Source organism: Pseudomonas brassicacearum (genome assembly GCF_000585995.1).
Taxonomy (GTDB): Bacteria; Pseudomonadota; Gammaproteobacteria; order Pseudomonadales; family Pseudomonadaceae; genus Aquipseudomonas; species Aquipseudomonas brassicacearum_A.
Window position 1 is genome coordinate 514,025 of the sequence record NZ_CP007410.1, and the last position, 20,048, is coordinate 534,072.

Annotated in this window: 18 protein-coding genes and 2 pseudogenes; 12 read left to right on the forward strand and 8 right to left on the reverse strand. The window is 62.3% G+C overall.

Annotated elements, in window-relative coordinates; genetic code table 11:
* Positions 1 to 5: 5 nt before the first annotated feature.
* Genes CD58_RS02205 through CD58_RS02215 form a run of 3 tightly spaced genes read right to left on the reverse strand, consistent with a single transcriptional unit; the run spans position 6 to position 1,760 of the window.
* Complete coding sequence (locus tag CD58_RS02205; protein WP_025211456.1) at positions 6 to 266, reverse strand: phosphopantetheine-binding protein; 261 nt, start codon at positions 264 to 266, stop codon at positions 6 to 8.
* The gene (locus CD58_RS02210) at positions 247 to 1,056 is read right to left on the reverse strand and encodes a lysophospholipid acyltransferase family protein (protein WP_025211457.1); all 810 of its coding nucleotides are present in this window, start codon (positions 1,054 to 1,056) and stop codon (positions 247 to 249) included. The genes CD58_RS02205 and CD58_RS02210 overlap by 20 nt, the downstream gene beginning before the upstream one ends.
* Positions 1,032 to 1,760, reverse strand: a complete 729-nt coding sequence (locus CD58_RS02215) for a beta-ketoacyl synthase chain length factor (protein ID WP_038436388.1) — start codon at positions 1,758 to 1,760, stop codon at positions 1,032 to 1,034. Before CD58_RS02215 ends, CD58_RS02210 begins: the two co-directional genes overlap by 25 nt.
* Before the next feature lie 351 nt (positions 1,761 to 2,111).
* Here CD58_RS02215 and CD58_RS02220 point away from each other — a divergent pair.
* Positions 2,112 to 2,878, forward strand: a pseudogene (locus tag CD58_RS02220) (ParA family protein).
* 16 nt (positions 2,879 to 2,894) lie between these two features.
* Here the strand turns inward: CD58_RS02220 and CD58_RS02225 are convergent.
* Complete coding sequence (locus CD58_RS02225; RefSeq protein WP_025211459.1) at positions 2,895 to 3,896, reverse strand: GntR family transcriptional regulator; 1,002 nt, start codon at positions 3,894 to 3,896, stop codon at positions 2,895 to 2,897.
* A 346-nt stretch (positions 3,897 to 4,242) separates the two neighbouring features.
* Here CD58_RS02225 and CD58_RS02230 point away from each other — a divergent pair, with 346 nt between their 5' ends.
* The 8 genes from CD58_RS02230 to CD58_RS02265 all read left to right on the forward strand — a co-directional run bounded on the left by CD58_RS02230 (position 4,243) and on the right by CD58_RS02265 (position 11,995).
* A complete protein-coding gene (locus CD58_RS02230; RefSeq protein ID WP_235195289.1) occupies positions 4,243 to 5,604 on the forward strand; it encodes an amidase in 1,362 nt (453 codons plus the stop codon).
* Between the two features lie 37 nt (positions 5,605 to 5,641).
* Complete coding sequence (locus tag CD58_RS02235) at positions 5,642 to 6,523, forward strand: polysaccharide deacetylase family protein (protein ID WP_025211461.1); 882 nt, start codon at positions 5,642 to 5,644, stop codon at positions 6,521 to 6,523.
* Between the two features lie 27 nt (positions 6,524 to 6,550).
* Complete coding sequence (locus CD58_RS02240) at positions 6,551 to 7,891, forward strand: MFS transporter (protein ID WP_025211462.1); 1,341 nt, start codon at positions 6,551 to 6,553, stop codon at positions 7,889 to 7,891.
* 11 nt (positions 7,892 to 7,902) lie between these two features.
* The gene (locus CD58_RS02245) at positions 7,903 to 8,664 is read left to right on the forward strand and encodes an SDR family NAD(P)-dependent oxidoreductase (RefSeq protein ID WP_025211463.1); all 762 of its coding nucleotides are present in this window, start codon (positions 7,903 to 7,905) and stop codon (positions 8,662 to 8,664) included.
* Between the two features lie 70 nt (positions 8,665 to 8,734).
* Positions 8,735 to 9,484, forward strand: a complete 750-nt coding sequence (locus CD58_RS02250; RefSeq protein ID WP_025211464.1) for an SDR family NAD(P)-dependent oxidoreductase — start codon at positions 8,735 to 8,737, stop codon at positions 9,482 to 9,484.
* 14 nt (positions 9,485 to 9,498) lie between these two features.
* Positions 9,499 to 9,798 (forward strand): hypothetical protein, encoded by a 300-nt coding sequence (locus tag CD58_RS02255; RefSeq protein ID WP_025211465.1) that lies wholly within the window; start codon positions 9,499 to 9,501, stop codon positions 9,796 to 9,798.
* Positions 9,795 to 10,799 carry a CobW family GTP-binding protein gene (locus tag CD58_RS02260; RefSeq protein WP_025211466.1) on the forward strand — a complete coding sequence of 335 codons (1,005 nt, stop codon included), beginning with the start codon at positions 9,795 to 9,797 and terminating at the stop codon, positions 10,797 to 10,799. The genes CD58_RS02255 and CD58_RS02260 overlap by 4 nt, the downstream gene beginning before the upstream one ends.
* Positions 10,799 to 11,995 (forward strand): ABC transporter substrate-binding protein, encoded by a 1,197-nt coding sequence (locus CD58_RS02265; protein WP_038436389.1) that lies wholly within the window; start codon positions 10,799 to 10,801, stop codon positions 11,993 to 11,995. Before CD58_RS02260 ends, CD58_RS02265 begins: the two co-directional genes overlap by 1 nt.
* 3 nt (positions 11,996 to 11,998) lie before the next feature.
* Here the strand turns inward: CD58_RS02265 and trxC are convergent, their stop codons facing one another.
* Both trxC and ycaC read right to left on the reverse strand, forming a co-directional pair.
* The gene (trxC, locus tag CD58_RS02270; RefSeq protein WP_025211468.1) at positions 11,999 to 12,421 is read right to left on the reverse strand and encodes a thioredoxin TrxC; all 423 of its coding nucleotides are present in this window, start codon (positions 12,419 to 12,421) and stop codon (positions 11,999 to 12,001) included.
* 171 nt (positions 12,422 to 12,592) lie between these two features.
* Positions 12,593 to 13,219, reverse strand: coding sequence for an isochorismate family cysteine hydrolase YcaC (gene ycaC / locus CD58_RS02275; protein ID WP_025211469.1), 627 nt, complete (start codon positions 13,217 to 13,219; stop codon positions 12,593 to 12,595).
* Positions 13,220 to 13,422: 203 nt separating this feature from the next.
* On the opposite strand from ycaC, the gene CD58_RS02280 reads away from it, so the two are divergent.
* The 3 genes and pseudogenes from CD58_RS02280 to CD58_RS29820 all read left to right on the forward strand — a co-directional run.
* Positions 13,423 to 14,328: a LysR family transcriptional regulator gene (locus CD58_RS02280; protein WP_200868916.1), complete on the forward strand. Its 906-nt coding sequence runs from the start codon at positions 13,423 to 13,425 to the stop codon at positions 14,326 to 14,328.
* Positions 14,329 to 14,463: 135 nt separating this feature from the next.
* The gene (locus CD58_RS02285) at positions 14,464 to 14,742 is read left to right on the forward strand and encodes a hypothetical protein (RefSeq protein WP_025211471.1); all 279 of its coding nucleotides are present in this window, start codon (positions 14,464 to 14,466) and stop codon (positions 14,740 to 14,742) included.
* Positions 14,743 to 14,796: 54 nt separating this feature from the next.
* Positions 14,797 to 14,949: pseudogene (locus CD58_RS29820) on the forward strand (transcriptional regulator); the annotation flags it as partial.
* Positions 14,950 to 15,183: 234 nt separating this feature from the next.
* Here CD58_RS29820 and selO read toward each other — a convergent pair.
* Both selO and mscK read right to left on the reverse strand, forming a co-directional pair.
* Entirely contained in the window at positions 15,184 to 16,647 is a 1,464-nt protein-coding gene (selO, locus tag CD58_RS02295; protein ID WP_025211472.1) for a protein adenylyltransferase SelO, read from the reverse strand.
* Positions 16,648 to 16,683: 36 nt separating this feature from the next.
* A complete protein-coding gene (gene mscK / locus CD58_RS02300) occupies positions 16,684 to 20,046 on the reverse strand; it encodes a mechanosensitive channel MscK (protein ID WP_025211473.1) in 3,363 nt (1,120 codons plus the stop codon).
* Positions 20,047 to 20,048: the final 2 nt, after the last annotated feature.

A 20,048-nucleotide genomic window follows, 5' to 3' on the forward strand; every position in this document is an offset into this window, starting at 1 on the left:
TGGTCTCAGGCTACGCTTTTTGCAGTGACGAAGGCCGCAAGGCTTGCCACATTGCTGAAGTGGTTACGGGTGTCCTTGGCGTCGGCATCGATCTTGATGCCGTACTCCTTCTGGATCGCCAGGCCAAGTTCCAGGGCATCCACCGAGTCCAGGCCCAGGCCTTCGCCGAACAGGGTCTGGTGGTCGCCGATGTCGTCGATGCTGATGTCCTCAAGGCCCAGGGCGTCGATGATCAGCTTTTTGATGTCACGGTGCAGATCGCTCATCTTCGGCGAGCTCCTTGATGAAATAGTGGTGCAGAAAATCGTTGAGCCTGCGCGAGGCCTGTGGCGGTGGGCCGAGCGCGGCGAAGGCCTGTGGATCTATATCGGCCCCCACGCGAAAACTGAAGTGCACGCGGCGTTGGGGGATGCGATACCAGGGTTCGGCCTTGGTCAGGGTAGTGGGGCGGACCTTGATGGTGACGGGGGTGAGGATTTTCGCACCGCGCAGGGCGATGGCCGCTGCGCCCCGATGAAAGGCCGGCGCATGGCCTGGTTGGGTGCGCGTCCCTTCGGGGAACACGATCAGGCTCTGACCGTCTTGCAGGGCATCGCTGGCGGCGTCGAGCATGTCCATGCTGCCGTCGTTACTAATGTATTGGGTCGAGCGCAGCGGCCCTCGGGTAAAGGGGTTATCCCACAGGCTTTGCTTGACCACGCAGTTGGCGTCGGGCACTAGCCCGATCAGGAACACCACGTCGATCAGCGACGGGTGGTTGGCGATGATCATCTGCCCGGGCCGACCGAGTTTTTCGGCGCCATCGATTTGATAAGTGAGCACGCCGGTGCGGGCCATGAACCGGATAAAGAACCAGAACAACCGTCCGACCGTGCGACGGGCCCGTTGTCGGTGGGCATGGGCATCGCCGGGCAGCCAGGCCAGTAACGGAAACACCAGCAACCGCAGACACAGCCCGCCCAGCCCGAACAGGGCGAAGCTTGCGGCGGTCGCGAGCAGGCGCCAGTAATAGGCGTCGCGATATTTACCGGTCACCGGCTGTGTTGCCAGGTCCATACACGATTCTTCCAGGCATGTTGGCAGGTGCTCTTGTTGTCCAGCAGCGTACGTAACAAATCCAGGGCATGGGGCCAGTCGCTGCCCGGCATTTGACCGGCCTGGGCAGCCAGGTCCAATCGCCAGTCGTCGCCAGGGGTCAGCAGCAGGCCCACCGCATAGGGAAACGGTACGTCGTTGACCCAGGGGGCATACACCTGGGGTGGCTGTTCTTCGGTGATCACCAGCAGCACGGCCGGTGCGCCTTCGTTCAACAGCGCGGCGGCTTCCAGCACGCCATGTTCCAGCCCGTCACCCGTGGCGGCCAGGGCGGTCATCTCGCTGGTTTCGCCGCGCATGATCGACCACAGGCCGATCACCGCGTTGTGCACCGACAGGCTGAACTGGGTGGGCGACAAAGGTTGGTCGGCCGCCAGGTCCTTGAGAATCTCGAAAGTGCGCGGGGTTTCGCCGTGGCGGGAAATAAAGACCAACGGTAGGTTGGGACGCCCCTCGGCCAGCGGCCAGCCGACACTGAAGGCCATCCGCGCCAGACGGCTGAGGCGCCGACGCTGCATGGCTGGCAGAAACGATACGTCAGGGGCGGCATCGCTGGCGGCTAGCACGACCGGCTGTCGGCTCCACGCCTGCCAATCGTCCACGCTTTCGAGCCCCGGGGCCCACGCGCGCCATTGGGCGATATTGAAATTGATCACAAAATTCATCCCACCCCTGCGGGCTTTTATTGTCACGGTTCAGTGGTTTGATCCGCGTCCATCCCTGCATGGCCTTGAGACCCAAGTGGCGCGCATTATCCCGGTGCGGCTGGCTTGTAGCAAATATTGGTTACATTTTGCTCAAACGAAATATGCTCGTTGGTCCGCTCAACATCGGCCCGGGATCATTATCGCGATCGTGACGAGCCTGTCTGTCGGTTGTTTCCGTCATTTTTCAGGCAAATTGACGCCTCATCGAATGAAAAAGCCACAGGCGCTGTGGTCCATCTGCACGGAAGGTAGCGAAGCAGTGTCGTGGCCTACTACACTCGGGAATCTTTGATACACGGAGGTTTTGACATGCGGCGTGTGGTGTTCAATCAGAAGGGGGGGTGGGCAAGTCCAGCATCGCCTGTAATCTGGCGGCGGTCAGCGCCAGCGAGGGTTATCGCACGCTGTTGGTGGACCTGGATGCCCAGGCCAACTCCACTCAATACCTGACGGGCCTGACCGGCGATGACATTCCCATGGGCATTGCCGAATTCTTCAAGCAAACCCTGTCGTCCGGGCCGTTCTCGAAAAAGAACAAGGTGGATATCTACGAAACGCCGTTCGACAACCTGCATGTCATCACCGCCACCGCAGAGCTGACGGATTTGCAGCCCAAGCTTGAGGCAAAACACAAGATCAACAAGCTGCGCAAGCTGCTCGAAGAGTTGGAGGAGGATTACGACCGGATTTACCTGGACACCCCGCCGTCTCTGAACTTCTATGCGGTTTCAGCGTTGATTGCCGCCGACCGGGTGCTGATCCCCTTCGATTGCGACAGCTTCTCCCGTCAGGCGCTGTATGGTTTGCTGGCGGAAATCGAAGAGCTCAAGGACGACCATAACGAAGGCCTGGAAGTCGAAGGCATCGTGGTCAACCAGTTCCAGGCCCGCGCCAGCCTGCCACAACAGATTCTTGATGAACTGATTGCCGAAGGCCTGCCGGTATTGCCGGTGTACCTGAGCAGTTCGGTGCGGATGCGTGAATCCCACCAGGCAAGCCTGCCGCTGATCCACTTGGACCCGCGGCACAAGCTGACCCAGCAGTTCGTGGAGTTGCATGGATTGCTGGAAAGCTGAGGACGGCCCTTTGCGATCAGCTGATTTTGCTGAGGTAAGGTGGCAAGTCTTGCTCCGGCACGACCGACAGCACCTTGAGGCGTTGCAGCATGCGTTGCCGGGCGCGGTGCAAATGCTCCTTGAGGTTCAGCGCGGCGGCGTCGAAGGCCCCGTGTAATAGCAGTTCCAGAATCAGGCGGTGCTCGGCCAGCATGGCGGGGTCCGCGCCGATTCCCAGCAGTCGGGAAAAAATCCGGCTGATGATCATCGGGCTCTGGGCCTGGCGAATCAGTGCTGCCATTTTGCGATTCTGCAGGCCGCTGAGGCAGTGCTGGTGCAGGTCTTCCTCGATACGCTGGATCGTCTCTTCCGGGCAATGCTCAGCCTGTTGCGCCTGGGTCACCCGTTCCAGCATGGCTTGCAGTTGCTCACGGCTCAGCCCAGGCGCGCTTTGACGTAGCGCCTCGGGCTCCAGGCAGGCGCGCAATTCATAATCTTCGGTGACTTCACGGGCGGTGAGCGGGCCGGCCAGCCATTGTGAATAGGGCTCTTTTTCCAGCAGGCCCCGATCCCTCAGGCGCATCAAGGCTTCTCGCACCACGGCCCGGCTCACGCCGTAATGCTCGGCGGCGGCTTGTTCATCGAGGCGGTAGTGGCCGAAGGTAATGCAGGTCAGCAGCGCGCTGCCGATTTCCTCGTGGATCCGCTCCCCCAGTGGCCGCGTGTCCACCAGTTCTTCGCCGCTCGCCAGGCCCAGGTGGGCATGGCTCAAGGGCAGGCGTAGCGGCTCGATATCCAGGCCCAGGGGGTTGATCAAGTACCCACGCCCGTCAAAACGACGGATCAACCGCTCTTCGTGCAACAGATCCAGCGCCTTGCGCACCGGCACACGGCTGGTGCCGAACAGCTCGGCCAGCGGCGCTTCCAGTAAGACCAAACCTTGCAGCGCGGTGCCCTCGGTGATTGCGTCACGCAATACCTGATGAATCATCGCGTAGCGCGACGCGGTGCGTGGGTCTTGGGCTGGCGCTGCTTTCATCGATTCCTCTGGGCGTGTCGGTGATGGCGGGATTCTCTCACAGTGTCCTGTGTCACTGAGGGTCACATTGGCGCGCCCTTTCGTGGGGCCCGCTCCATCAAAGCGTTACTTTTCTGCACCTAAATGTATCTTTTATAAAAATATACATTAGCTAAGCATCCCATCCAGGTTTTGACCAGCACCAGGCTCATCCACCGCATGGACGCCGCTCTAAGCCGGTGATTCCAGGCCGTTGGCAGATAGAAGGAGGCGACGAGTATTCAGCGACGCCAGAATAGCTGGCATGGAATCTGCTCCGTATAAATGTATATTTTAATAATTGATACGTTTTCGGATGCCCTTGCCCATGAATTCATTTTCCTCGCCCGATGCCATCGCGCTTGCCGAAGCCTTCGCCTCGGGGCGTACCGACCCGGTCCAAGTGCTGGAGCAAGCGCTGGAGCAAGCCGCGCGTGCCGAACATGTGTTCGTGTCGCTGACCGAAGCCCGGGCCCGGCGCGAAGCGCAGGCCTCGGCGGCGCGCTGGCGTGCCGGGCAACCGCTGAGTGGCTTCGATGGCGTGCCGCTGGCTTGGAAGGACCTGTTCGACGTGGCCGGCAGTGTCACCACCGCGGCAGCGGCGGTGCGTCGGGATGCACCGCCCGCGCTGTTGGACGCCGCCAGTGTCAGTCTGCTTAGCCGAGCGGGCATGGTCTGCCTGGGCAAGACCAACCTCAGCGAGTTCGCCTATTCAGGGCTCGGCCTCAACCCGCACTTTGGCACGCCGGTCAACCCGTACAGCGATGCGCAGCCACGCATCCCCGGCGGCTCCTCCAGCGGTTCGGCGGTGGCGGTCGCGGCGGGCATCGTGCCGATCGCCATGGGCACCGATACCGCCGGTTCGATCCGCGTCCCGGCGGCTTTCAACGCTCTGGTGGGGTTTCGCGCCAGCTCCCGTCGTTACAGTCGCGACGGGGTGTTTCCCCTGGCCCACAGCATCGACAGCGTCGGCCCGTTGACTCGTAGCGTGCGTGACGCCTGGATGATCGACGAACTGCTTCAGGGGCGCGATCCACGACAAACGCCACCGGTGCGCAGCCTGGCCGGGCAGCGTTTCTGGGTCGAGCAAGCGGTGCTGGAGGATGCCCGTGTCGAGGCTGCGGTGCAGGCCAATGTGCAGGCCGGTATCCAGGCGTTGCGCACGGCCGGGGCGCTGGTGGAAATTCGGCCATTGCCCGCTTTCCAGGCCAGCCTCGCGCTGATCCGCGACCACGGCTGGCTGGGGGCGGCCGAAGCATTCGCCTTGCATGAGGCTCTGCTCGACAGCGCCGATGCCGAACGCCTCGACCCGCGGGTACGCCGACGGCTCGAAGCGGCGCGGCCCATGACCGCCAGCCAGGTGCTCAAACTCTACGACGCCCGATCGACCTTGCAGCGCCAACTCGTCGAGGAGCTCGACGGCGCGGTGCTGATCACGCCGACCGTGGCCCACGTCGCCCCGCCGTTGGCGCCTTTGGAAACCGACGACGAACTGTTTATCCGCACCAATCTCGCCACCCTGAGGCTGACGATGCCCGGCAGCTTGCTCGACATGCCCGGCGTCAACCTGCCCAGCGGCCGTGACCGCCAGGGGCTGCCCACTGGCCTGCTGCTTAGCGTGCCCCAAGGCGAGGATGCCCGGCTCTTGCGGGTCGCGCGCTCGGTCGAGGCGACGCTGACCAATTCCTGATTGATGTTTAAACAACCACCACAACCGGAGGCCGATCATGGCTAAAGATATTCTTTGTGCATTTGGGGTCGATGTAGACGCCGTGGCGGGCTGGCTCGGCTCCTATGGCGGTGAAGATTCGCCCGACGATATTTCCCGGGGCCTGTTTGCCGGTGAAATCGGCGCGCCGCGGCTGCTCAAACTGTTCGAGCGCTACGGCCTGCGCACTACCTGGTTTATTCCCGGGCATTCCCTGGAGACCTTTCCCGAGCAGATGAAAGCCGTGGCCGACGCGGGCCACGAGATCGGTGTGCACGGCTATAGCCACGAAAACCCCATCGCAATGACCCCGCAACAGGAAGAAGCGGTGCTCGACAAGTCCATCGAGTTGATTACCCAGGTGACCGGCAAGCGGCCTACCGGCTACGTCGCACCCTGGTGGGAATTCAGCAAAGTGACCAACGAGCTGCTGCTCAAGAAAGGCATCAAGTACGACCACAGCCTGATGCACAACGACTTCCATCCCTACTACGTTCGCGTTGGCGACAGCTGGACCAAGATCGACTACAGCCAACACCCGGACACCTGGATGAAGCCGCTGGTGCGTGGCCAGGAAACCGACTTGGTGGAGGTCCCGGCGAACTGGTACCTCGACGATTTGCCACCGATGATGTTCATCAAGAAGTCGCCCAACAGCCACGGTTTCGTCAATCCACGGCACCTCGAGGAGATGTGGCGCGATCAGTTCGACTGGGTCTATCGCGAACACGAGCATGCCGTGTTCACCATGACCATCCACCCCGACGTCTCCGGGCGTCCCCAGGTGCTGCTGATGCTGGAGCGCCTGATCGAACACATTCAGGGCCATGCCGGCGTGCGCTTCGTCACGTTCGATGAAATTGCCGATGACTTCATTCGTCGCAACCCCCGCAGCCGCTGAGCCGGCATTTAATCGAGGCGTGTTCTCATGTCCATCTACAACAAACTCGACCTGACTGGTTGGAAACCCGAGCAATTGACTCCGGCTCAGGTGCGCTTCGCCACCTGGATCGCTTTTTTTGCCTGGGTGTTTGCGGTCTACGACTTCATTCTGTTCGGCACGTTGTTGCCGGAAATCGGCCGGCACTTCAATTGGAGCGAAGTCGAGCAGGCCGAAATCGCCACCTGGGTGGCGGTCGGCACGGCGGTGGTGGCGTTGGCCATTGGTCCCCTGGTGGACCGCCTGGGCCGGCGCATGGGGATCATCTTCACTGTCAGCGGCGCAGCGATCTGTTCGGCACTGACGGCCATCGGCGGTGCCTGGGGCAAGTCGCCGTTGATCCTGATCCGTTCTCTGGGCGGGTTGGGTTATGCGGAGGAGACCGTCAATGCCACCTATCTGAGCGAGCTTTACGCCGCCTCCGATGACCCGAGACTGGCCAAACGACGTGGTTTCATCTACAGCCTGGTGCAGGGTGGCTGGCCGGTGGGCGCGCTGACCGCCGCCGGGTTGACCGCCGTGCTGCTGCCGACCATCGGCTGGCAGGGCTGTTTTATCTTTGCGGCGATCCCGGCCATCGTCATTGCGATCATGGCGCGCAAGCTCAAGGAAAGCCCGCAGTTCCAGATCCACCAGCGCATCGGCCAGTTGCGCAAGAGCGGCGCGGTTGCCGATGCCCAAGCGGTGGCGTCCACCTACGGCGTCGATTACGAGGAACACAGCAAGGCCGGCCTCGCGGCGGCCTTTCGCGGCACATCGCGACGCGCGACGCTGGTGATCGGCGCGGCGATCCTGCTCAACTGGGCGGCGATCCAGGTGTTCAGCGTGCTCGGCACCACGGTGATCGTCAGCGTGCACCATATCTCCTTCGAAAACTCGTTGATCATCCTGGTGCTCTCCAACCTGGTGGGCTACTGCGGTTACCTGAGCCATGGCTGGATGGGCGACAAGATTGGCCGGCGCAATGTCATCGCGTTGGGCTGGATGCTGGGTGGGCTGTCGTTTGCCGGCATGCTCTACGGTCCGAGCAACCTGCCGATGGTGGTCGGCCTTTACAGTCTGGGCCTGTTCTTCCTGATCGGGCCCTATTCGGCGGCGCTGTTTTTCATCGGTGAGAGTTTCCCCACCAGCATCCGCGCCACGGGCGGCGCGATTATCCATGCCATGGGGCCGATCGGCGCGGTGCTGGCCGGGTTCGGTGCCACCCAGGTGTTGTCGGCGGGGGGCAACTGGCAGACCTCGGCGCTGTACTTCGGCGCGCTGCCTTGTTTCCTCTCCGGTGCGCTGATGTTCGCGGCGCGCCACGTCCGTCCGGAAACCGTGAAGTAAGGAGGCCCCTCATGACCCGTAGAGTTGCATTGATTACCGGTGCCGCCAGCGGCATCGGCCAGGCCCTTGCCGTGGCGTATGCCCGCCACGGTGTGGCCGTGGCCGCAGGCTACTTGCCGGCGGCCCCCCACGACCCGCAAGACACCCGCCAACAGATCGAGGCGTTGGGTGGCGAATGCCTGATGCTGCCACTGGACGTGACCGACACTCGCTCGGTGGATAACCTGGCCGAGCAGGCGTTCAGCACCTTCGGGCGTCTCGATTACGCGGTGGCCAACGCTGGCCTGCTGCGCCGCGCGCCCCTGTTGGAAATGAACGACGAGGCCTGGAACGCCATGCTCGATGTCGATCTGACCGGGGTGATGCGCACCTTCCGCGCCAGCGTTCGCTACATGACCGAAGGCGGTGCGTTGGTGGCGATTTCTTCGATCGCCGGCGGTGTGTATGGCTGGCAGGACCACTCTCATTACGCCGCGGCCAAGGCCGGTGTGCCGGGCCTATGCCGTTCTCTGGCGGTCGAGTTGGCCGGGCAGGGCATTCGCTGCAATGCGGTGATCCCGGGCCTGATCGAGACGCCGCAGTCATTGGACAGTAAAAACTCCCTCGGGCCCGAAGGCCTGGCCAAGGCGGCCCGGGCGATTCCGCTAGGGCGAGTCGGCCGCGCCGATGAGGTGGCGTCGCTGGTGCGGTTCTTGACCAGCGACGAGTCCAGCTACCTGACGGGCCAGAGCATCATCATTGATGGCGGCCTGACCGTGCGTTGGCCGGATTGAAGTCGGGCGTCACAGTTGTGTTTTCAATGGATGGCCGTCCATGTTTGCCTTGGATCTGGAGGATTTTCCCATGCAACAACTGTTCAACCGCCGCGCCGTGATCACCGGCGCCGGCAGCGGCATCGGTGCTGCCATCGCGCGGGCTTATGCCGCGCAAGGCGCGCGCCTGGTGCTGGCCGATCGCGATGCAGAACGCTTGTCCACCACCGCAAAGGACTGTCGCGCGCTGGCGGTCGAGGTGTACGAGTGCGTGGCCGATGTCGGCACGCTCGAAGGGGCCCAGGCTGGGGTCGATGCGTGCGTCGAGCACTTTGGCGGTATCGATATTCTGGTCAACAACGCCGGTATGCTGACCCAGGCGCGCTGCACCGAGCTGAGCATCGACATGTGGAACGACATGCTCCGGGTCGACTTGACCAGCGTGTTCATCGCCAGTCAGCGAGCCTTGCCCCACATGCTGGCGCAGCGCTGGGGACGGATCATCAACGTCGCCTCGCAATTGGGCATCAAAGGCGGGGCCGAACTCAGTCACTACGCGGCGGCCAAGGCTGGGGTGATCGGTTTTACCAAGTCACTGGCCTTGGAAGTGGCCGCCGACAATGTGTTGGTCAACGCCATCGCCCCCGGGCCGATCGAAACACCGCTGGTGGCCGGCATCAGCGAAAGCTGGAAACAGGCCAAGTCCGCCGAGCTGCCGTTGCGACGCTTCGGCCTGGCCACGGAAGTGGCGCCCACCGCCGTACTGCTGGCCAGTGACCCGGGAGGCAACCTGTTCGTGGGGCAAACCCTGGGACCGAACGCTGGCGACGTCATGCCATGAAGGAGTGCTGAAGCATGTGTGGCTTGTGTGGTTTGCTGGGCGAGGACGTGCATTGGAGTGATCCGCTGGGTGATGAACTGCCCCGGCGTCGTGAGCGGTTGCGCCGGATTTCGGCGATTAACCGCGTGTTGGCGCCGTTACGGCTCAAGGTCGAGGATTTTCAGGGCACGGCGTATCTGCTGCTGGGCGCCACCGGGCGGCAGGAACTGGCCAGCGGGCTCGACCAGTTGTGGAGCCTGGTCGAGTCGATGACGGGCCGTGCGGCGGACCCTCTCGATCCAGCCCTGCTCCAGTCTTTGGAACAAGCCTCATGAGCATTGCCCTGAACGTCATCACCGGTTTTCTCGGCAGCGGCAAGACCACCTTGCTCAACCGTCTGCTGCAAGACGAAAGCCTCGGTGACACCGCGTTGTTGATCAATGAATTCGGCGATATCGGCATCGATCACTTGTTGGTCCAGGAAGTGGCGCCGGACACCGTGTTGTTGCCCAGTGGATGCGTCTGCTGTTCCATCCGCGGCGAGTTGAAAGACGCGTTGCTCGATCTGCTGGTGCGGCGTGACCGAGGCGAAATCCCGGCTTTTCGACGGGTGATCCTGGAGACGACCGGGCTGGCCGATCCGGCGCCGATCCTGGCGACACTCAACAACGACGTGCAATTGCGCGGACGCTTCCATATTGGCTTGGTGGTGACGCTGGTAGATGCCTGTCACGCCGAACTGCAGGCGCGCATTCACCCGGAGTGGCTGGCCCAGGTTGCCGCCGCGGACCGCCTGCTGTTGAGCAAGACCGACCAGGCCGCTGCGCCGGCTGTCAGCGAGTTGCGCCGACGGCTGCAAGCGCTGAACCCGGGGGCACCGCTGCTCGACACCCACGAAGTGCTCAGTGGCGATCAATTATTGTTGGGCGAAGGTCTGCACGGCGCGGCGCCTGAAGTCGAGGTGGCCCGTTGGCAATTGCATCGTCCGCTGGGCCAGGTCACTCAGCATGGTCAGGCCCAGGTTTGCTGCCTGACCTTCGATCAGCCGCTGGACTGGATCGGCTTCGGGGTCTGGTTGTCGATGCTGCTAAGATGCCACGGCGAACGCATTCTTCGCGTCAAGGGATTGCTCAACGTGAACAGCCTCCAGGCCCCAGTCGTCATCCATGGCGTGCAGCATTGCCTGCACGCGCCGGTACACCTGCCCCGCTGGCCCAGTGCCGAGCGCCAATCGCGCTTGGTATTTATCGTCAGGGGCCTGGACCCGGAGCGGTTGCGGCATTCGTTCGATGTCTTTGCTCGTTGCTTCGCACCGGCGGCTGAGGTGAGTGCCTGATGACCAGCGGCACGCCCATCACGTTGCGGGTACTTGGCACCTCCGTCACGCTCCTAGAATCCCTGCGGGTCCGAGCCGAACAGGACCTTGGCATTCGCCTGGTCTATCAGGTCCACAGTGTCGAGCAGGCCCAGCGCATTGCGGTGATGCAACCGGACAGCTACGACCTGTACGACCAGTGGTTTCACAACGTTGATTTCGTCTGGCCGGCCAGAGCGATCCAGCCCATCGACACCCGGCGCATCGCTTTGTGGCATGAGATCAACGACCTGCCCAAGCGCGGCCGGTTGTCCGCCGCGGATCGCCCGGTCAGCGGCAGCGTGCCCAATGAGCGCCTGTACGTGCAACATGACGGCAGCCTGGGCAGCACCGTCAGCGACTACATCAGCATGTTGCCGTTGACCCACAACGCCGACAGTTTTGCCTACCGCCCGGAACGCTTGCCGATGGGATTTTCCCGTGACAACGAGAGTTGGGGCTGGCTGCTCGATCCGGCCTGGAGCGGTCGCACGGCGCTGCAAAGCGACGCGGCGATTGGCGCCATCGATGCGGCGCTGGCGATACAGGGCAAGGGCTTGGCGTCGTTCAAGGACATCGGCAATCTCAGCATCGAAGAGATCGACAGCCTGGCCGACGTCTTGGTGCGCAAACAGCGCGAAGGCCATTTCGCGGCGTTCTGGTCAGATGACGAACAGGCGGCGCAACTGATGCTCAGCCCGACCATCGACATCGAGAGCCTCTGGTCCCCGACGCTCATGCGCCTGCATCGGGCCGGGATCAAGTACCGCCTTGCCGTGCCCCGTGAGGGTTATCGCGCTTGGTTCGGTGGGCTTTCCGTGTCACGCCATGCCCGGGGAGCGGTGCTGGATGCCGCCTATGCGTTTCTTAATTGGTGGCTCTCGGGATGGCCTGGCGCGGTCATGGCGCGCCAGGGTTATTACATCAGCAACCCGCCCCGCAGCCGCGATCATTTGAGCGATGCCGAATGGGACTATTGGTACGCCGGCAAACCGGCCCGTGAAGTGTTGCCGGGCAGCGATGGCGAACCGCTGATCGACATCGGCGAAATTCGCGACGGCGGTTCGTATGAGCAACGCATGGGCCATATCGCCGTGTGGAACTCGGTGATGGACGAGCACAATTACCTGGTGCGCCGTTGGGGGGATTTTCTGCGGGCGGCCAACAAAGGTCGCTGAACATCAAATGCCCTGGCTGCGCAACCAGCTCATGAGTTGCGGTAACGGCAATGCACCGCTCTGGCGCGCCACTTCCCGGCCGTCCTTGAACAGAATCAGGCTGGGAATCGAGCGGATCCCCAACTGCGCCGACAGCTGCTGGTTGGCCTCGCTGTCGAGCTTGGCCAACCGGCATTTGCCCGTCAGTTGCGCGGCGGCCTGTTCGAACACCGGTGCGAAGGACTTGCACGGCCCACACCAATCGGCCCACACATCCACCAGCAATGGCAGGTCACCCTTGATCTGGCTGGCGTAGTCGCCTTGCTTGAGTTCGAACGGTTTGCTCAATAACACCTGGGCTTTGCAGCGCCCGCACTTGGGCTGGTCGCCCAGGCGTTCGGCGGGGATGCGGTTGAGCCCGTTGCAATGGGGGCAGGGGATCAGCATCGGGTCGGTCTCCAGGAAAGTCGTTGGCATCATTGAACACTATATACAGATCACCGAAAACTCATGTGGGAGCGGGCTTGCTCGCGAAGGCGATGCATCAGACACATAGATGTCGACTGATACACCGCCTTCGCGAGCAAGCCCGCTCCCACATTTTGAACGATGTCGCTGTTATTTAGCGTTGGTCAGCGTGTTGTAGCTGGTCATCAGGTTGCGATAGTCCGGGATGTGGTTGGAGAACAAGGTCGCCAGCCCTTCCACATCGTTGCGCCAGTCGCGGTGCAGCTCACAGGCCAGGCCGAACCAGGTCATCAATTGCGCGCCCGAGGAAGACATACGGTCCCAGGCCGATTGACGGGTCAGTTCGTTGAACGTGCCGGAAGCATCGGTGACCACGAACACGTCGAAACCTTCGGCCAGGGCCGACAGGGCCGGGAAGGCCACGCAGACTTCGGTGACCACACCGGCGATGATCAGTTGTTTCTTGCCGGTGGCCTTGATCGCCTTGACGAAGTCTTCGTTGTCCCAGGCGTTGATCTGGCCAGGACGAGCGATGTACGGCGCGTCCGGGAACAGGGTCTTGAGTTCCGGCATCAGCGGGCCGTTGGGACCGGTTTCGAAGCTGGTGGTGAGGATAGTCGGCAGCTGGAAGTACTTCGCCAGGTCGGCCAGGGCCAGCACGTTGTTCTTGAAGCGGTCCGGGTCGATGTCGCGGACCAGGGAGAGCAGGCCGGCCTGGTGGTCAACCAGCAGAACGGCGGCGTTATCTTTGTCGAGACGGTTGTAGGAAGTGGTCATGGCGTAGTCCTCGTTAAGTTTGGTTGCCGAAGGTCGGCGTGGTTAAGGTTTTCAATGTCGGTGTAGCGATTGATCGTTGACTCATCCGGTCGAAGCGCCCGGCTTCAATCCGTGTTGCGTTTCGATGGGTGTAGATTAAAACTGGCACCTTTGATGCGCTAGACTGCGAAAATTAGCCTTAGCGTTCTATTTGGAGAACGATCATCGAAGACCTCAACACGCTTTACTATTTCACCCAGGTGGTCGAGCACCGTGGGTTCGCCGCTGCGGGCCGCGCGCTGGACATGCCCAAGTCGAAGCTCAGCCGACGCATAGCCCAACTGGAGGAGCGTCTCGGGGTGCGGCTACTCCACCGCACCAGTCGCCATTGCACGCTGACGGAGATCGGCCAGGCCTATTACCAGCGCTGCCTGGCGATGCGGGTGGAGGCCGAGAGCGCGGCCGAAGTGATCGAGCGCAACCGTTCCGAACCCCAGGGGCTGGTGCGCATCAGCTGTCCGACGGCGCTGCTCAACAGTTGGGTCGGGCCGATGCTGACCCGCTACATGCTCAAGTACCCGCGGGTGGAGTTGTTCATCGAAAGCACTAACCGTCGGGTCGACCTGATCCATGAAGGTTTTGATATCGCCTTGAGGGTGCGCTTTCCACCGTTGGAAAACACCGACATGGTCATGAAGGTGCTGAGCAACAGTACCCAGTGCCTGGTGGGTAGCCCGGATTATCTCGAGCGCTTGTCTTCACCCGCCTCCCCGGCGGACCTCAACGGTTTGCCCAGCGTGCATTGGGGCGCGGCGCAGCGCGAATACCAGTGGGAATTGTTCGGCCCCGACGGCACCCGCGCACTCATCCGCCATGAGCCGCGCATGGTCACCGACGACCTGCTGGCCCTGCGTCACGCGGTGCTGGCCGGCATCGGCGTCGCCCACTTGCCCACCGTGGTGGTGCGTGAAGACATCGCGGCTGGCCGGCTGGTGGAGCTGGTACCGGGCTGGACGCCCAAGTGCGGGATCGTCCATGCGATCTTTGCCTCACGGCGCGGGTTGCTGCCGTCGGTGCGTGCGCTGATTGATTTTCTGGCCGAGGAATTCAGCCACAGCGACATGGCGTAGGGGCCGGGTCCGTTGGGTTTTTGTCTGTGGCGAAGGGGCAGCCACCCAGGCTGCCATTCATCAGATGCGTTGCACTGAATGCGCGCCAGGCCCTCAAAAAAACCACAACGCACCTGTTCGCAACCCGGAGGTCCCATGAGCAATCCTCAAGACCCAACCCTCTCCAAAACATCGGACAACCCCAATGACGACGGCTTCGTCCTGGGCACTGCCGGTCGTGACGAAGACCCCAACGCCGCCCCGGCCTACGCCATCGATCGCCGCTACGATCGAGATGAACTGACCCCTGAAGACACCCGCGGCATGCCTGGTTATCCCGAGAAAAAGACCCCGGATAAACCGGCCGACAAGGACGATGCCGAAGCCGAGCCTGGGATCGAGACGCCCGAGCAGGGGAACGATAAGGTGGGGTGAGCTGGGCTCACATCCGTTCACATTTTTTACCGAGGCCTGAAGCCTTGAGCCCGCCTTACTGAACATGGCATGAGCCAGAGCGACTTGCCGGGCGTTGGTACCCAGTCGGTGGTATCGGAGGTATTGAGCGGTAAGCGTCAGCTCAATTTGAGGCAGATCCGCTGGTTGGCCGAGCGCTTCGGTGTATCGGTGGAAACCTTCATTTGATGGTTCGGTGTAGCGCTGTGAAATACCGACCTGCTTTTGTGGCGAGGGAGCTTGCTCCCGCTCGGCGGCGTAGCCGTCGTAAAGCCGGTTGACGCGGTCTGTCTGGAAGACCGCGCCAGTCCATCCTGGGGCGGCTGCGCCGCCCAGCGGGAGCAAGCTCCCTCGCCACAGGGTTAACCATGCCCCGAACAGTTATGTATTGGGCGGGCGGTTTATTTCAGTCGTGGCGCCTCGTTACGACGAGCAACTGATCTCCAGGTGCTTGCCCCACTCCGGCGGACGTTGCGCGTAGCTGTCCATGCCCGGTTGCTCTTCGAAAGGCTTGCTCAACACGGTGTGCAGGCGGCGCACTTCGTCGTAGTCGCCTGACTCGGCGGCGTCGATGGCTTTTTGCGCCAGGTAGTTGCGTAGCACGTACAGCGGGTTGACGGCGTGCATGCGGGTACGGCGTTGGTCTTGATCAACGGGGCCTTCGCGATTGACGCGGGCAACATACAGTTCGCCCCAGGCGTCGAAGCCCTTGAGGTCGACGAAGTCATCGCGCAGGGTGGTCACGGCTTGCTCGGGCGCCTGGTCGCCCAGTCGGCGGAAGAACAGGCTGTAGTCGACGCCGCTGTTCTGCATCAATTGCAGCAAGCGCTCCACCAGTTTCTGGTCGTCTTCTTCGGCGCTTGTCAGGCCGAGGCGGCGGCGCATCAGGTCCAGGTAATGGGCCTGGTAAAGCGGCAAGTACAACCCCAGGGTTTCGCGCAGGGCTTCGACGCTGATGAAGGGCGTCAAGGCCTGGGCCAGGGCGCTGAGGTTCCACTGGCCGATGGGCACTTGGTTGCTGAACGAGTAACGGCCCTGGTCATCGGAGTGGTTGCAGATGAAGTTGGCGTCGAAGTCGTCGAGGAAGGCGAACGGCCCGAAGTCGAAAGTGATGCCCAGGATCGACATGTTGTCGGTGTTCATCACGCCGTGGCAGAAACCGTAGGCCTGCCATTTGGCAATCAGCTCGGCGTTGCGCTCGACGATTTCGCGGAACATCGCCAGGTACGGCTCCGGCTGCTCGCGGCACTCGGCAAAGTGCAGGTTCAACACATGCTCGGCGAGGGCCGCTTGCAGCTCGGGTTTCTTGGTGTAGTAGAAATATTCGAAATGGCCGAAGCGCACATGGCTGGGCGCCAGGCGCAGGACCATCGCGGCGCGCTCCTGTTTTTCGCGCCACACCGGGGTGTCCGAACCGATCACGCACAAGGCACGGGTGGTGGGGATGCCCAGGGCATGCAGGGCTTCGGACGCGAGAAATTCACGGATCGAGGAACGCAGCACCGCGCGCCCGTCGCCCATCCGTGAGAACGGCGTCTGGCCGGCACCCTTGAGGTGCAGGTCCCAGTGCTGCCCAGCCTGGTTGTACACTTCGCCCAGCAACAATCCACGGCCATCCCCCAATTGCGGGTTGTAGTGGCCGAACTGATGCCCCGAATACACCATCGCCCTTGGTTCGGTTTCGGCCCACAACTTATGGCCGCCAAAGATCTCGGCAAACAGCGGTGCCTCGGCTTCGGCCGGGTCCAGATCGAGCAATGCCATGGCCGTCGGGCTGGCGACCACCAGGCGTGGATTGTCGATGGGCTCGGGGAGCACATGGGTCGATAACCCGTCGCCCAGCCGGGCGAAGCGATTATCGAAGGTCAGGGTTTCCAGCGTTTTCATGGCCGTCTCCGGCGCGACGCCCTCAGGCAGCGCGCATCAGTCGAGTGTGCCTTGCGGCGGTTCGGGCACCGGCTTGATGCTGGCAACAGCCGAAGGCACGGGCGTGATGGTCTTTTTATCAGGCTCGGCGGGGACCAGTTTGTACTCCTGACCCTGCATATTCTTCAGATAGATTTCCATCTGCCGGAAGGAGATGTTGATGTGCTCCTTCTTGAACTCACGGTTGATGAAGCGGTTGATCTCGTCCAGCACCGGATTGCGGTCACCAAGGTCGCGTACGTGCATGCGCAACTCATGGTCGAGGGTACTTTCACCGAAGTTCAGGAAGTACACGATCGGTTCCGGTTCCTTCAGCACCCGTGGGTTCTCGCGGGCCGCCTTGAGCAGCAACTCACGCACCAGATCCAGGTCCGAACCGTAGTCCACGCCCAGCTTCAGGGTTACCCGGGTGACGGTGTCGGTCAACGACCAGTTGATCAGTTGCCCGGTGATGAAGGTTTTGTTTGGGACGATGATGTCCTTGCGGTCGAAGTCGGTGATGGTGGTCGCGCGAATGCGGATCTTGCTGACCGTGCCCGACAGGTTGCCGATGGTGATGGTGTCGCCGATCCGCACCGGACGCTCGAACAGGATCATGATCCCGGAGATGAAGTTGGCGAAGATCTCCTGCATGCCGAAGCCAAGGCCCACCGACAGCGCGGCCACCAGCCATTGCAGTTTGTCCCAGCTCACGCCGAGGGTGGACAGGGTGGTGACGAAACCAAAGCCGGCGATCACATAGGACAGCAGTGTCGTGGTGGCATAGGCACTGCCCTGGGCCAGGTTCAGTTTCGACAGTACGAACACTTCCAGCAGGCCCGGCAGGTTGCGGGCCAGGGCGAAGGTGATGCCGATGATGATCAGCGCACCGAGCATGTCGCCGATGCTGATGGGCACCATGCTCATGTTGGCGCCAGTGCCGCTGGTGTATTCGTAGAGGGTGATGTTGTCCAGGTACGAGAACACGCTGATCAGGTCCGACCAGACCCAATACAGCGCGGCGATGAAGCCGCCCAGCAAGGCCAGGCGGATCAGGCGCAGGGACTGTTCGTTGACCTTTTCGATATCCAGCGTCGGTTCCTCGATCACCGCTTCGCCGTCGCCGGCCTCCTTGGCCGCCTGACGCTTGGCCAGGGCACGCTGGTAGGCCAGGCGCCGCGCCGCGACCGACAGGCCACGGACAAAGGTGGCCTCGATCACCAGCCAGAACATCAGCAGGTACAGGGTGTTGATCAGCCGGTCGCTGAGCTTCAGCGCGGTGTAGTAGTAGCCGAAGCACACCGCCACGAACAGCGCGATAGGCAACGCGGTGAACAGCACCCCGACGGCCTTGCGAAACAGCGACGTGTTCCGGTGCGTCGGGCTGCTCAGCAGCAGGCGACTGAGCAGCCAGGCCATCAGGGCGTAGCAGGTCAGGACCACCGGCATGCCGAGCACGTCGTCGGCCAGGGCCGAGGGTTGCAATTCAGCCACCGCCACCACGGCCACCAGCGCCAGTACCACCAACCCGAGCCGACGGATCCAGCCCCGGAGGAATTCGACCTGGGGTTTCTCCCAGCGGAAATGCAACTCGGCGACACCGCCGGGGGCCAGCACTCGATAGGCCGTGTAGAACACTAGCCAGGCCTGGCCGATCTGCAGCAGCGCCGCGCCGAGGTTGGCGTTTTGGCCGCGTGCGTCGATCTGCAAGGCATAGCCGCACAGCGCCAGTGCCAACGCTACCGGCATCGCCAGCAGGATATTGATCAGGATCGCCTGGGGCGTGTGCCACTGGCTGTCGCGCTTGAAGTGCCCCACGTCCTGGTGAACCTTGTTCAGCCGGGCATAAAGACTGTTGCGTCGCCACAGCAGCGCACCGATCAGCAACGCCAAGGGCAGGAACAGCAGCGGTCGTTGGGTCAGGCCATCGGCCAGTTCAGTGAGGCTCGAGGTCCAGGGCAGTGAATCGACTTGTTTTTCCAGGCGGGTCGGCACGCCACGCATCCACTCGAAATCCAGCGGTTTGTTGCTGGGGATCCAGAACATCTGTTCTTCGAGGGTCGACCGCAGGTTCTGGGCGGTGCTGAGCAGCTGCTTCTGGTTGAGTTGCAAGGTGATGGATTCGTTGAGCACCGCGCTCAATTCGCGGTTCAGGCGTTCCAGCAGGTCGACGCGGGTCAGTGCCAGTTCCAGCAAGGTCTTGCGCAGTTGCGGCGTAACCTGCTCCGACGGCTGGGTGGCCAGCAGGTTGTCGACATAAGCGCTCGGGTTGTTCAGCAATTCGCGCTGTTGGCTGACTTCGAACTGGTACAGGCGGATGTCAGCGATCTGGTCGGCCAGGTTCTGGTCCAGCTTCAGGCGCGGCAGGGTCTGGCGCTGTTTGTAGAGAATCTTGGAGAGCAGCAGGCTGCCCTTGAGCACGCTGATCTGCTCGTCCAGGGCCGCGTCGGTCTGGGTGACGTTGTCCAGCAGTTGCTTGGTCTGCAAGTTCTGCTGGGTCACCTCGTTGAGGCGGTCGGTGCTTTTGAGCAGGTAGTCGGAGAGCTTCAGGTTGGCCGCGCTTTCGGTCGCCAGCAAGCTGCTGCCACCGGCCTTCTGGGCTTCGATGGATTGCTGGGTCACCGTCTCCTGGGACTGGGCCAGGCGCTTCTGGTTGATCAGGTTTTGCAGGTCCTGGATTTCCTGCTCCATGCGGGCGATTTTTTCCATCAGCAAGTCATGCTGACCATTGCCCAGGTCCTGCAGTTGGCTGTTGCCGGCCAGTTCCTGGCGGCGTAGCGGAATCAGCGCGTTGAGTGCCAGCAGCTCGGCATTGAGCTGGTCGCGCTGCTCGGCGCTCAGGGTCTTGCCGGCGTCCCGACCGGCCTTGAGCGTGGCGTTGATCTGCTGGATGCGGGTCTGGCTGTTGGAGATTTCGGCCTGGGCCCGCTCTGGCCGGGTCTGGGCGGTGATGATCAGGCTGTTGGCGTCCGCCAGGGCTTTTTGCAGGTCGCCCTGCTGGGTGGAGCGTTCCGTCAGCATCTGTTCGAGCTGGGGAATCGGCAGGTTGGCGTAGCGTTGCGCCACCGGCACCACCGTGGTGCCCTTGAGCCGCGCCAGTTCGCGCTGATTTTCGATGTTCTGCTTGGGGGCGGTTGCCAATTGCTGCTTGAGGGCGAGCAGCTTCTGTTCGTAATCGGCCTTGTTGTTGAGCTGGGTCAGGGTGTTTTGCAGCACCGCTTGCAAGGCCTTCTGCTCGGCTTCCGGCAGTTTGCGGTCGGCGATCTTGTCCAGGCTGGCCTCTACCGAGGCGCTGGTCAGCGCTTCAGCGGCTTGCAGCGTGCAGATGGAAAGACTCAGGCCCAGCAGGGCGATGGTGAAAAAGGAGCGCAGGGTAGGCATAG